The organism is Kribbella sp. VKM Ac-2566, assembly GCF_004366005.1.
Classification (GTDB): Bacteria; Actinomycetota; Actinomycetes; order Propionibacteriales; family Kribbellaceae; genus Kribbella; species Kribbella pratensis.
Genome location: NZ_SODT01000009.1, coordinates 377,001 through 390,017 on the forward strand (window position 1 = coordinate 377,001; position 13,017 = coordinate 390,017).

General features: G+C 69.0%; 12 protein-coding genes. 4 read left to right on the forward strand and 8 right to left on the reverse strand.

The genetic code is table 11. The annotated features are described in order from the left end of the window. Positions 1 to 54 precede the first annotated feature (54 nt). On the forward strand, positions 55 to 2,166 hold the full coding sequence (locus EV647_RS13315; RefSeq protein WP_134002581.1) for an MMPL family transporter: 2,112 nt from the start codon (positions 55 to 57) through the stop codon (positions 2,164 to 2,166). On the opposite strand, the gene EV647_RS13320 is transcribed toward EV647_RS13315, so the two are convergent. After that, complete coding sequence (locus EV647_RS13320; RefSeq protein ID WP_134002583.1) at positions 2,159 to 3,625, reverse strand: PLP-dependent aminotransferase family protein; 1,467 nt, start codon at positions 3,623 to 3,625, stop codon at positions 2,159 to 2,161. The genes EV647_RS13315 and EV647_RS13320 overlap by 8 nt on opposite strands. Positions 3,626 to 3,653: 28 nt before the next feature. On the opposite strand from EV647_RS13320, the gene EV647_RS13325 reads away from it, so the two are divergent. From EV647_RS13325 to EV647_RS13330, 3 genes are read left to right on the forward strand one after another with little or no spacing between them, the layout of a single operon-like run. Beyond that, positions 3,654 to 4,454: a methyltransferase gene (locus EV647_RS13325; RefSeq protein WP_134002586.1), complete on the forward strand. Its 801-nt coding sequence runs from the start codon at positions 3,654 to 3,656 to the stop codon at positions 4,452 to 4,454. After that, complete coding sequence (locus tag EV647_RS41985) at positions 4,451 to 4,591, forward strand: hypothetical protein (RefSeq protein WP_166680309.1); 141 nt, start codon at positions 4,451 to 4,453, stop codon at positions 4,589 to 4,591. The genes EV647_RS13325 and EV647_RS41985 overlap by 4 nt, the downstream gene beginning before the upstream one ends. A gap of 20 nt (positions 4,592 to 4,611) precedes the next feature. After that, positions 4,612 to 6,102, forward strand: a complete 1,491-nt coding sequence (locus tag EV647_RS13330) for a CYTH and CHAD domain-containing protein (protein WP_134002588.1) — start codon at positions 4,612 to 4,614, stop codon at positions 6,100 to 6,102. Between the two features lie 122 nt (positions 6,103 to 6,224). Here EV647_RS13330 and EV647_RS13335 read toward each other — a convergent pair whose 3' ends face one another. The 7 genes from EV647_RS13335 to EV647_RS13365 form a co-directional block, all read right to left on the reverse strand. Beyond that, positions 6,225 to 7,856, reverse strand: coding sequence for a cation acetate symporter (locus EV647_RS13335; RefSeq protein ID WP_134004303.1), 1,632 nt, complete (start codon positions 7,854 to 7,856; stop codon positions 6,225 to 6,227). 11 nt (positions 7,857 to 7,867) lie between these two features. Beyond that, entirely contained in the window at positions 7,868 to 8,203 is a 336-nt protein-coding gene (locus EV647_RS13340) for a DUF485 domain-containing protein (protein WP_134002590.1), read from the reverse strand. 177 nt (positions 8,204 to 8,380) lie between these two features. Further along, positions 8,381 to 9,913 carry a cation acetate symporter gene (locus EV647_RS13345; RefSeq protein ID WP_134002591.1) on the reverse strand — a complete coding sequence of 511 codons (1,533 nt, stop codon included), beginning with the start codon at positions 9,911 to 9,913 and terminating at the stop codon, positions 8,381 to 8,383. Between the two features lie 2 nt (positions 9,914 to 9,915). After that, on the reverse strand, positions 9,916 to 10,296 hold the full coding sequence (locus EV647_RS13350) for a hypothetical protein (RefSeq protein WP_134002594.1): 381 nt from the start codon (positions 10,294 to 10,296) through the stop codon (positions 9,916 to 9,918). Positions 10,297 to 10,307: 11 nt separating this feature from the next. After that, a complete protein-coding gene (locus EV647_RS13355) occupies positions 10,308 to 11,051 on the reverse strand; it encodes a LytTR family DNA-binding domain-containing protein (RefSeq protein WP_134002597.1) in 744 nt (247 codons plus the stop codon). 37 nt (positions 11,052 to 11,088) lie between these two features. Further along, positions 11,089 to 12,219, reverse strand: a complete 1,131-nt coding sequence (locus EV647_RS13360; protein ID WP_134002599.1) for a histidine kinase — start codon at positions 12,217 to 12,219, stop codon at positions 11,089 to 11,091. A 17-nt stretch (positions 12,220 to 12,236) separates the two neighbouring features. Further along, positions 12,237 to 12,974 carry a metallophosphoesterase gene (locus EV647_RS13365; protein WP_134002601.1) on the reverse strand — a complete coding sequence of 246 codons (738 nt, stop codon included), beginning with the start codon at positions 12,972 to 12,974 and terminating at the stop codon, positions 12,237 to 12,239. Positions 12,975 to 13,017: the final 43 nt, after the last annotated feature.

Below are 13,017 nucleotides of genomic sequence, written 5' to 3' on the forward strand. Positions count from 1 at the left end.
GCGAGCAACTGCTCGTGTTTGGTCATCCTACCCCCGCTCGCCCGGAGGTCCGCCATGCCCGAAACCACCCCGCCTGTGCTGCCGGAAGGCTCAGGTCCCCGTCGCGAGGCCGGTCTGCTCGAGCGCCTCGGTCGGCTGGTGGTTCGGCGCCGGCGTGTTGTCGTGCTGCTCTCGCTCGTCCTGACAGCGCTCGTGCTCGCCGTCGCGGCCGGGGCGCTCAACGCCCTCTCGCTGTCCCGGATCGCCGATCCGGCATCGGAGTCGGATCGCGCCCGCCGGGTGCTCGCCGAGCAGTTCCGGACCGGTCCGCCGAACCTCGCGTTCCTGGTCACGGCGCAGACCGGGACGGTCGACGATCCCGCCGTACGGGCCGCTGGTGTTGGGTTGACCAACGAAATCGCGCGGCAGTCAGGCGTTGCCGAGGCGGCGTCGTACTGGTCGCGTGACGACAGTCCAGCCTTGCGGAGCAGGGATTCCCGGCAGGCGCTGATCCTCGTCCATGTGCCGGGCGAGGTGAACGAGGCGCGACAGCGGGTCGGTGACCTCGCCGCTCAGTACGCCGGATCGCGCGCCGGGATCACCGTGCAGCCGGGCGGTCAGGACGAGGTGTTCCGCGAGATCGGGGCCCAGGCTCGTGCGGACTTCCTGCGGGCTGAGGTGATCGTGATCCCGATGGTGCTCGGGCTGCTGATCCTCATCTATCGCAGGGTTTCGGCGGCCCTCATGACGCTGGGGATCGGGATCTTCGCGACCGGCGGCGCGTTGGCCGGGCTGCGGGTGATCGCGGCGTTCACCGAGGTCTCGACGTTCGCCGCCAACCTCGCGCTGGTGATGGGACTGGCGCTCGGCGTCGACTACTGCCTGTTCGTGATCGCGAGGTTCCGCGAGGAGTTGGCGGCCGGTGCTGAGGTCGACGACGCCGTGGTGACCGCGGTGCGCACGGCCGGGCGGACTGTCTTTTTCAGTGGAATGACGGTCGCCGTCTCCCTGCTCGCACTGCTGCTGTTCCCACTGTCGTTCCTGCGGTCCTTCGGGTACGCCGGTGTTCTCGTCGTCCTGTCCGCGTTGATCGGCGCGCTCGTCATCCTCCCGGCCGCGCTGGCACTCCTCGGCCGCCGAGCGGTCCGTCCCGCGGCGGCGAGGTCCGGCTCCGGCCGCTGGGCAGCACTCGCGATCGCGGTGATGCGGCGCCCGGCGCTCATCGGCGGCGCCGTCCTTGCACTGATCTTGTTGCTCTCGTCACCCGCGTTGGGCCTGCGCCTCGGCCTGCCGGACGCGCGGATCCTCCCCGCTGACGCGAGCAGCCGGATCATGGCGGACCAGGTGCGCCAGAACTTCGGCCAGGAGGAGTCCGATGCCCTGTACGTCGTGATGCCCGAGGCGGGCGATCCGGCGCGACTCGCGCCGTACGCGAAGACCCTCAGGCAGTTGGACGGGGTGGCGCAGGTCGACACCTACGTCCGCAACGGCGGGGCGTACCTGACCGTCATTCCGACCGCCGAGGTGCTCGAGGGAGACGTCGGGCACCTCGTTGAACAAGTCCGTGCGGCCGAGGCGCCGTACCCGGCGATGATCGGCGGCTCGCCGGCGGAGATGACGGACTGGCGTTCGGCACTCACCGAACGGATCCCGTTGGTGCTCGGGTTGATCCTGCTGCTCAGCGTGCTCGTCCTGTACATCGCGACCGGCAGCGTGCTGCTGCCGTTGAAGGCGACCGTACTGAACCTGCTCAGTCTCGCGGTGATGTTCGGCGTCATGGTGTGGGTGTTCCAGCACGGCAACCTGTCCGGGCCGCTCGGCTTCACCGCGACCGGCGTGCTGGAGGCCAGTATGCCGACGCTCATGTTCTGCATCGTGTACGGGTTGTCGATGGATTACGAGGTGTTCATCGTGTCGCGGATCCGGGAGGAGTACCTGCGGACCGGGGACACCGAGCGGGCGGTGGCGACGGGGCTGCAGCGATCGGCGCCGTTGGTCACGACCGCGGCCGCCGTCCTCGCGCTGTCGTTCGCGGTCTATGCGACCGGCGGGGTCGTGTACCTGAAGATGATCGGAGTCGGGATGGCCGTCGCGGTGCTGGTGGACGCGACGGCGATCCGGGGCGTGCTGCTGCCCGCGTTCATGAAGCTCGCCGGGCGCGCGAACTGGTGGAGTCCGATCAGCTGACCTTCGCGATGGTGGCGATGGCTTCGGTGATTTCGGTGGGGGTTCGGGCGGCGTAGCCGAGGACCAGGCCGGGGGCGTGCGGGAGTTGGCAGTGCCACGAGAGAGGGTGGGTTTTCACGCCGGCTTCCAGGGCGGCCGCGGCCAGTTCGGTGTCGTTTTCGTCGGCTCGATCCGCGAAGGTGATCGTGAGGTGCAGGCCGGCGGCGGCGCCGTGGATGGTTGCGCTGGGCAAGTGGTTGCGGATGGCGGCGACCATCGCGTCGCGGCGGGTGCGGTGCCGGCGGCGGAGGAAACGGAGCTGGCGCTCGAGCTCGCCGGACTCCATCAGAGCGGCGAGGGTGAGTTGCGGGAGACCTGCGTTGCCGAGGTCCGCCAGGCGCTTGCGGGCGATGAGTTCTTCCTTGTACTGCGGGGGTGCGAGCATCCACCCGATCCGTAGTGCCGGGGCGAGCAGCTTGGAGATGCTGCCGGTGTAGATCACCTGGTCGGGCAGCATCGCGCGGAGCGCGGGGACGGGCGGCCGGTCGTACCGGTGCTCGGCGTCGTAGTCGTCCTCGATGACCAGTCCGCCGTCCGTCGCCCACTGGATCAGCTCGCGACGACGCTCGCCGTCCAGTACGACGCCGGTCGGGAAATGGTGCGCCGGTGTCACCATCACCGCGCCGGCCCCGGAATTCCGCAGTACGTCGACCTGCAGCCCGCGATCGTCGACGGGGATCGGCGGCGTCCGCATGCCCCAGTTCTGCAGGTGCTGACGGGAACCGAGCGAGCCGGGGTCCTCGACCGCGATCTCGTGGATGCCGTGCCGGTCGAGCATCTGAGCCACCAGCCCGATCGCCTGGGCCACGCCGGCCACGATGATCAGGTCGTTCGGGTCCGCGGTGATCCCGCGGTACTGCGCCAGCCACGCCGCGACCGCACGTCGCAACGTCGGCGTACCCGCAGGATCGCCGTACCCGAAATCGGCAGACTCCAGGTCCGCCAGCACCGCTCGCTCCGCGCGCAGCCAGGCGCTGCGCGGAAACGCCGCCAGGTCGGGCACCCCGGGCGTCAGGTCGATCCGCGCCGGCAGATCCCGCAACCGGTCGAACACGTCGTCGGCCACCACCAGGCTCTTGCGCCCGACGGAGCGTGGGCCCTCGGACGTTCGGACGTCGCCGAGCATCGGGGCGGCGACGACGACAGTTCCGCGGCGGCCGTGGGTGGAGACGTGGCCGTCCTCGGTGAGGCGCTGGTACGACTCGGTGACCACGCCCCGGGAGAGGCCGAGGTCGGTCGCCAGGGTGCGGGTCGCGGGCAGGCGGGTGCCGACCGGGAGGTGGCCGGTGGAGATGGCCGTCCGCAGCCGATCGGTGAGCCAATCCGCGAGACCGCCGGGCGGTGCGTCGGCCGGGTCGAGCTGGAGGAAGTCCGCCCCGCCATTGGACCTGCCACTTATCGCCGGATTGGACCTGTTCACAGGACCATTGTGGCGCGACCTTGGAGGTATGGGAACCGACTACGTCCACGGCTACACCCCGGCGGAGACCCGCCGGCTGTCCGACCAGGCCGGCACGCTCGCCGACCTGCTGCACGGCGGCACCACCTACCCACCCGGCAGCCGCGTGCTGGAGGCCGGCTGCGGAGTGGGAGCACAGACCGTTCAGCTGGTCACGCGAAGCCCTGGCATCGACCTGGTCTCGATCGATATCTCCGAAGCGTCGCTCGCCCAGGCCAAGGCCCGGGTCGCCGACCAGGCACCGGACGCGACCGTCGACTGGCGGCACGCGGACCTCCACGACCTGGCCGGCGAGAAGTTCGACCACGTCTTCGTCTGCTTCGTCCTCGAGCACCTCCCGGACCCCGTTGCCGCACTCGTCGGGCTCCGCGGCCTCCTCAATCCGGGCGGCACGATCACCGTGATCGAGGGCGACCACGGGTCCGCGTTCTTCCACCCGCGCAGCGCGCAGGCCCAAGCCGTCATCGACTGCCTCGTCGACCTGCAGGCCTCGGCGGGCGGCGACTCGCTGATCGGCCGACGGCTCCAGCCCTTGCTCGAGCAGGCCGGGTACGACGCCGTACAGGTCGGCCCGCGCACCGTGTACGCCGACCAGACCCTGCCGCACCTCGTCGACGGCTTCACCCGCAAGACCTTCATCGCGATGGTCGAGTCCGTCCGCGACCGCGCGATCGCCGCCGGCCTGCGCACCGAGGCCGAGTGGGCCGCGGGCATCCGCGACCTCGAGAAGTCCGCCGGACCCGGCGGCACGTTCCACTACACGTTCTTCAAAGGAGTGGGCACGACATGATCGCCTTCCTCGTCCTGATCGGATTGATCTGCTGGGCCCTCAATCACAATCGGCGCAGGCAGCTCCGGCCGACGATCGGCGGCCGCACGGACCGCGATCTGCAACGGCTGATCGCCGATCTCAGGGCATGTTCATGAACGCCTGGTAGACAAGGGGTATGGCCCCGACTGAGCAGCTCGAGATCGAGACGAAGTACGACGTCGACACGAGCACGACCCTGCCGGCGCTGCACGAATTGCCCGGGGTCGCGAGCGTCGCGCAACCGGTCGAGCTCGACCTGGAGGCGGTGTACTACGACACGCCTGAGCTCGACCTGGCTGCGAACAAGGTGACGCTTCGCCGGCGTACCGGCGGCGAGGACGACGGGTGGCATGTGAAGTTTCCGGCGTCGTCCGGTGGACGGCTCGAGGTTCGATATCCGCTCGGCTCGGCGCGCACCGTACCGATCGCGGTCGTCCGTACGGTCCGCGTGCATGTCCGCGACCAGCCGTTGGCGCCGGTCGTGACGCTGCAGACCCGACGCATCGTCCATCGGCTGCTCGACGCGGACGGCGGTGTCCTCGCGGAGCTTGCCGACGACCACGTGACCGCGACGGTCGAGGGCGGTGAGCCGGAGCGCTGGCGGGAGTGGGAGGTCGAGCTGGTCGACGGCGACGGCCCGCTGCTCGAGGATGCGGGCGAGTTGCTGAAGGCTGCGGGCGCTCGTCCGGCGAGCGGTCCGAGCAAGCTCGCAAGGGCACTCGGCGATCGCGTTCCGGCGTACGACGAATGGACCTTGCCCAAGAAGCCGCGGACGTCGGACCTGTTCCGCGCGTACGCCGGCGCACAGGTGCAGGCGATCCGCGAACGGGACCCCGAGGTACGGCGGGACGTCCCGGACTCGATCCACAAGTTCCGGGTCGCGACGCGGCGGCTGCGCTCGGCGCTGGCGACGTACCGGCCGGTGATCGACCGTGCGGTCGGTGACCCGTTGCGGGCCGAGTTGAAGTGGCTGGCCGGTGAGCTCGGCGTCGCCCGGGACGCGGAGGTGCAGCGTGAGCACTTCGCGGCCGAGGTCGCGGAGCAGCCGGTCGAGCTGGTGATGGGACGCGTCGCGGGGCGGATCGACGACCATCTGCGGCAGGTCTACAAGGACGGACGCGCCGGGGCGCTGGCCGCGCTGGAGAGTCCGCGGTACTTCCGGTTGCTGGATGCTTTGGACGAGCTGGTCGCGAATCCGCCGCTGACTGACGACGACCGGAAGGCGAGCAAGCAGATCGGCGAACTCCTCGAGCACGACTACCGGCGGATGCGCAAGGCGGTACGCCGTTCGCAGCAGGCCGAGACCGTGGCGGAGCAGGACCACGAGCTGCACGAAGTACGTAAGGCGTCGAAGCGCCTGCGGTACGCCGCGGAGTCCGCCGTACCCGTCCTGTCCGACGAAGCCGCCGACCTGGCGGCCCGCGCCGAGGAGGTCCAGGAGATCCTCGGCGAACACCAGGACTCGGTCGTCTCCCGCGAACTCCTCCATCACCTCGCCCTGCAGGTCTACGCCGAAGGCGGCAACCCCTTCACCTACGGCCTCCTCCACGCCACCGAACAATCCCGAGGCAACACCTCCCGCGAGTCCTTCTACAAACTCTGGCCCACCCTCGAATTCAGCATGTAATACCCCGCGGTTGACGTGTGAGACGGACCCGGGTGGAGGGGGCCGGGTCCGTCTCTTTGGGGCGGGGGTGGGGCTGCCAGGCAGGACCGCGTCGATTCAGCAGGGCCTGCCTGACAGGTCTTTCAGTGGCGGACCGCCTTCTCGGCGCCGGCGCCGGTGAGCGAGCGGACCTCCATCTCGGCGAAGCGGTCGACGTCGACCGGCTCCTTGCTGGTGATCGTGCCGAGCCAGCCGAGCAGGAACGCCAGCGGGATCGAGACGATGCCGGGGTTGTCCAGCGGGAACCAGTGGAAGTCGATCCCGGTGTCGGTGATCATCGACAGGCTCTTGTGAGTCTTCGCGTCCACCTTGCCGGAGACGACCGGGCTGAAGATGATCAGGATGATCGTCGAGGCCAGACCGCCGTAGATGCTCCACAGTGCGCCGCGGGTGTTGAAGCGTCGCCAGAACAGCGAGTACAGGATCGTCGGCAGGTTCGCACTCGCCGCGACCGCGAACGCCAGGGCCACCAGGAAGGCGATGTTCTGGCCGTTCGCGAAGATGCCGCCGATGATCGCGACGATGCCGATCACGACCGCGGTGTACCGCGCCACGCGGACCTCGCCGTCGCCGCTGATCTGGCCCTTCTTGATGATCTGGCCGTAGATGTCGTGCGCGAACGACGTACTCGCGGTGATCGTCAGACCGGCGACCACGGCCAGGATCGTTGCGAACGCGACCGCCGAGATGACGCCGAGCAACACCTCACCACCGAGCTCGAAGGCGAGCAGTGGCGCGGCCGAGTTCGCCTTGCCGGGTGCGGCCTTGATCCGGTCCGGTCCGACGATCGCGGCAGCGCCGTACCCGAGGACCAGCGTGAACAGGTAGAAGATGCCGATGATCCAGATCGCCCAGCTGACACTGCGCCGCGCTTCCTTGGAGTCCGGCACCGTGTAGAACCGCATCAGGACGTGCGGCAGGCCGGCGGTGCCGAGCACCAGGGCGAGCGCGAGCGAGATGAAGTCCAGCTTGGTGACGCCGGTGACGCCGTACTGGAGACCCGGGCTGAGCAGCTTCTCGCCGGCCGCCGGGCTCTTGTCGACGGCCGCACCGAGCAGGCCGGACAGGTTGAAGGTGTACTTCGCCAGCACCCAGATCGTCATGATTCCGGCGCCGATGACCAGCAGCACGGCCTTGACGATCTGCACCCAGGTGGTGCCCTTCATGCCGCCGACCAGGACATAGGTGATCATCAGGATGCCGACCACCGCGATCACGATGCTCTGCCCGGCCCGGTTGCTCACGCCGAGCAGCAGGGCGACCAGACCCCCGGCGCCTGCCATCTGCGCCAGCAGGTAGAAGAAGCAGACGCCGAGGGTCGAGATCGCGGCCGCCATCCGGACCGGCCGCTGCTTGAGCCGGAACGACAGTACGTCGGCCATCGTGAACCGGCCGGTGTTCCGGAGCAGCTCGGCGACCAGCAGCAGCGCGACCAGCCAGGCCACCAGGAAGCCGATGGAGTACAGGAAGCCGTCGTACCCGTTCAGCGCGATCGCGCCGGCGATGCCGAGGAACGACGCGGCGGACAGGTAGTCGCCGGCGATCGCGATGCCGTTCTGCGGGCCGGTGAACGACCGGCCGCCGGCGTAGAAGTCGGCCGCGGTCTTGTTGTTCCGCGACGCCCGGAAGACGATCGCCAGCGTGGCCAGCACGAACAGCGCGAAGATCACGATGTTGACGGTCGGGTTACCGATGTCCGTTGCCAGCGGCAACATGAGCGGGGCGGTCACTGCGGTGCTCCCTCGATCTGGTGGCGCAGCTTCTCGGCGTCCGGGTCGATCCGGCGGTCCGCCCAGCGGACGTAGATCATCGTGATCGCGAACGTCGACACGAACTGCCCGAGGCCGAACAGCAGGGCCACGGTGATGTTGCCGCCGCCGATCTTGTGTGACATGAAGCCGTGCGCGTAGTCGGCGAGCAGGACGTAGACGAAGTACCAGACCAGGAACAGCGCGGTCATCGGGAACACGAAGCGCCGGAACCGGCGACGCAGCTCGGAGAAGTCCGGTGACAGCTGGACATCCCGGTACGTCGTCAGGTCGCGATCGCGCATATCACTCATCGCGAGACCTCCAGGGGATAAAGCCGGGCGGTATGGAGCCGGCGTGGCTACTGTGGCCTGGGTCACGGCGCTCCCGACAGCACCGGCGCGCATCGGTCGCTCAGCGGACCACACCAGTCGCTCGGTGGATCACTCAACTGCGGTGAACGGTAGGAATCCTGGGACGAACGGTCACCGCTACGGCAGGCCTCGGTCGACATCGACGGCCTCGGGGGTGTGCAGCCGGACCATGCTGCGGGCCGTGCCGGCCGGGATGCGGTCCGGAGTCAGTTTGGAGACCACGATGACGGTGAGGAACGCGAGCGGCATCGTCCACGCGGCCGGCTGACCGACGAGCGCCCGCGGCCAGCCGCCCTGCGGCGCGCCGGACACGTTCACGAGTGCGGCCGCGCTGGCCGCGATCCCGCCGACGACCAGGCCGGCCGCGGCGCCGGTCGTCGACATCCGCCGCCACCAGATCCCCAGCACCAGCAGGGGACAGAACGTCGACGCGGCCAACGCGAACGCGAGTCCCACGGTGTCCGCGAGGCTCAGCGCCCCGGTCACCGTGAACGCCAGGTACGGCACGATCATCGCGATCAGCGCCGCGATCCGGAAGCTGTTCACCGCGACGTAGTCACCACCGGTCCACCGATGCAACCGGCTCCGCAGCAGGTCCTGGTCGATCACCCCGGCGATCGCGACGGTCAGCCCCGACGACGTCGACAGGAACGCCGCGAACGCCCCCGCCGCGACCAGTGCACCGAGCAGATCCCCTGTAGTACCAGGGAAAACGCGGCCGGGCAGCTCGAGTACGACGGTGTCCCCGCCCGCGCTCACCAGGTCGGGCGCGAACGTCCGCCCGAGTACGGCGTACATCGGTGGGAAGAGGTAGAACAATCCGAGCAATGCCAGTACGACGACGGTGGTACGCCGGGCCGCGCGGCCGTCGGGGTTCGTGTAGAAGCGGACCAGGACGTGCGGGAGCCCCATCGTTCCGAAACAAAGGGCCAGGAGCAACGAATAGGTCGCGTACAGCGGGTGGTCGCGACCGCCCGCGCGGGACAGCGGCTCGGCCCATTCGGCGGCTGCTCCGTGCAACGAGTCGAGCACTCCGACGGGCTGGTGCCAGACGAGCAGGATGACGAAGATCGGCGTCGCGAGCGCAGTCAGCTTGAGCCAGTACTGGAAGGCCTGGACGAACGTGATCGACCGCATCCCGCCCGCGGCCACGTTGATCACCACGATCACCGCGACGATCATCGCACCGACCTCCGGCGGCGCGCCCGTGACGGTCTGGACCGCGAGGCCGGCGCCGTGCAGTTGCGGCAGGAGGTAGAGCGTCCCGATGCCGACCACGAGCCCGGCGCAGATCCGCCGTACGACCGGGGACTCGAAGCGTGTCTCGGCGAAGTCGGGCAGCGTGTACGCACCGGACCGGCGCAGCGGAGCGGCGACCAGGACCAGCAGCATCAGGTAGCCGACGGTGTAACCGACCGAGAACCACAGCATGTCGGCGCCGTTCACCAGCACCAGCCCGGCGACACCGAGGAACGACGCTGCGGACAGGTACTCGCCGCTGATCGCCGACGCGTTCCAGCGTGGGCTGACCGCGCGGCTGGCGACGTAGAAGTCGCTGGTGGTCCGCGAGATCCGCAGGCCGAACAACCCGATCCCGATCGTTGCCACGACCACCAATCCGATCGCGGTCAGGCTGAGCGCCGGAGACATCGCTACTGCCGCCCCACGAACTCGATGAACTCTGCTTCGATTCGCTCGGCGTTCCGGACGTAGATGCGAGCGGCGACGTACACGACCGGGTACACCAGGATGCCCAGGATCACCCAGGGCAGGGGGAGGCCCAGTACGGACATCGTGCGGGTTGGTGGGACCAGCCAGAACAGCAGCGGGAAGCTGCCCAGCACGAGCACCACGCCGCCGATGACGGCCAGAGTGAGTCGTAGCTGCGACTGGATCAGTGACTGCATGTAGACCTGGCCGAGGCGGGTCTGCTCGTCGATCTCGCGCGTACCGGTGGGCATGATCGGACGTCGGGCCGCGCTCGTCCGCGGGCTGGTGACGCGGACCCTGCGTGGTCCTTCCGGCGTACTCATGTCAGCTCAGGTCATCTCAGCGACGTCGAACGGACCAGGAGGTCGCGGAGCTCGCGCGTGTGCCGCCGGCTGACCGGGAGCCAGTCGTCCCCGACCCGGACCGCGCAGCGGCCGCTGTCGACCCGCATCTCGTCCACGTGCTGCAGAGCGACCAGGGTGCTGCGGTGGATCCGGGTGAAGCCGGCGTCCCGCCAGCGCTCCTCCAGCGTGCTGAGCGGGATGCGGACCAGATGCGAGTTCTGGCCCGTGTGCAGGCGGGCGTAGTCGCCCTGTGCCTCGACGTACCGGACCGTGGAGCGCTGCACGAACCTGGTGATACCGGCCAGCTCCACCGGGATCACCTCGTCGTCGGTCTCCTCCGGTGACGGCAACGCGGGCGCTGCTCCGTGGGTGACGACGCGCTGGATCGCCTGGGACAGGCGTTCCGGTCGCACCGGTTTCATCACGTAGTCGGTGGCCTCCAGCTCGAACGCCGCCACCGCGTGCTCGTCGTACGCCGTGACGAACACGATCTGTGGGCGGCTGGCGAACTTGGACAGCACCTTGGCCAGGTCGATGCCGTCCAGCCCGGGCATCTTGATGTCGCAGAACACAACGTCCAGGTCGCTGGCCTGCAGGATCTTCAGCGCGTCCGGTCCGTTGGAAGCCGTCCGGATCTCGCCGATCCGGGGGTCCTGGCTCAGCAGGTACACCAGTTCGGCCAGCGCGGGCTCCTCGTCGTCCGCAACCAGCGCGCGCAGGGGAGAGTCGGCCATAAAACGAACACTAAACCCTCAGATGCCGGTCTGCGGGTTACGGCGATGCATGCACTCCTGAGGAGTATTTGGGGATACGGAACGTCACCTTGGTTCCGGCCTCCACGGCGGTTTCCACGACCAGGCCGTACGTGTCGCCGTACACCTGCCGCAGCCGGGCGTCGACGTTGCCGAGGCCGACCGAGTCACTGCCGGACCCGCCGGACAGGGCCGCCCGGATCACCTCCGGCTCGCTGCCGGCGCCGTCGTCCTCGACGCTGATCTCCGCCTCGTTGATCTGGTCGCGCGCGCGGATCGTGATGTGGCCGACTCCCGTCGTACCCTCCAGGCCGTGGCGTACGGCGTTCTCCACCAGGGGCTGGACGACGAGGAACGGGATGACCACCGGCAGCACCTCAGGAGCGATCTGCAGCGACACCTTGAGCCTGTCGCCGAAACGAGCCTGCTCCAGCACCAGGTAGCGCTCCACGTTGCGCAGCTCGTCCGCCAGCGTCGTGAACTCGCCCCCACGCCGCAGGGCGTAGCGGGAGAAGTCTGCGAACTCCAGGAGCAGCTCACGCGCTCGCTCCGGGTCGGTGCGTACGAACGACGCTATGGCCGCCAGAGCGTTGTAAATGAAGTGCGGGCTGATCTGGGCGCGTAGTGCGCGCAGCTCCGCCTCCATGGCTCGGGTGCGCTCCTTGTTGAGCTCTGCGAGCTCTACCTGACCGGAGACCCACCTGGCGACCTCCTCAGTCGCTCTGACGAGTGCTGCGGAGGTGTTGTTGCTGTACGCGACCAGTACGGCGACCACGCGCTCCTCGATGACGATCGGCGCGACGACCGCCGTACGGATCGGGCATTGCGGGTCGCCGCACGCCACATCATGCGCGCCGAGTACCGCCGTACGGCCGGAGCGGAGTGTCAGTGCGGCGAGGTCCTTGGCGTCGCGGCGGTGGTTGCTCTCGTACGGTCCGCCTACGCCGTCCCACGCCAGTACGCCTGAGGAGTCGCAGATCGCGATGGCCGCCGTACCCAGGAGGTCCCTCAGGTGGCGGCTGGCCTTTCCGGCCGCAGCGGGTGTCAGGCCCTCGCGCAGGTGCGGGCTGGCCAACGAGGCGGTATGCAGGGTCGCATACGTCGCCTTGTCGGCCGGAGTCCCGAAATGCTTCCGCCGCCGCACGAACACACCCTGACGGTAACCGCTCAGCCTTCCGCGCGCGGCCTGAATGCCTCCAGCGCCTCCGTGTCGGAGTAGGTGTGCAGCAGGTACTCCGCTACCCACTCCACACGGCCTGGGTACGTCGACTCGCTCTCGATCCTGTCTGCGGCTTTGGCCGCGTCGAGCGGTGCGCGCCGCAGCTGTACGCCGTCCTCGGTCAGGAGCGCCCAGCTCGGACCGGGAGCGCCGTACGGCATCCCGACACTGCCGGCGTTCACCACCAGCCGCCGATCGACCTGGCGCGCGAACGGCATGTGCGTGTGCCCGCAGACGACCGTCCTGACCTCGTCCGACAGCCCCGTGAACACCTGCGCCCACCGCGCGATCGGGCTGTCCACCAGCACCATCTCCTCGTCGTCGCGCGGAGTGGCGTGACAGAACAGCACGTCCCCGATCGTCACGGTCGTCGGCAGCCCGGCCAGCAGCTCAACCTGGTCCGGCCGCAACTGCTCCGCCGCCCACGGAGAGACCGCATCCGGCGGCTCGGCGTCGTACGTCCCCCGAGCCATCTCCACAAGCTCCCGGTCCGCGTTGCCGCGCACCCACACCACCCGGTCGCCCAGCGCCCTCAACACATCCAGCGTCTCGACCGGCTGCGGCCCACTGGCGATGTCCCCCGCCAGCACGATCCGGTCGGCCGCCTGCACGTCCGGCTCATCCAGCACAGCCTCCAGAGCAGGCAACACCCCATGAACATCAGCAAGAACAGCAACCGTGGTCATGCCGGCAGTCTGCTCCTGAAGCCCCGCAAACACAGAGCAATCT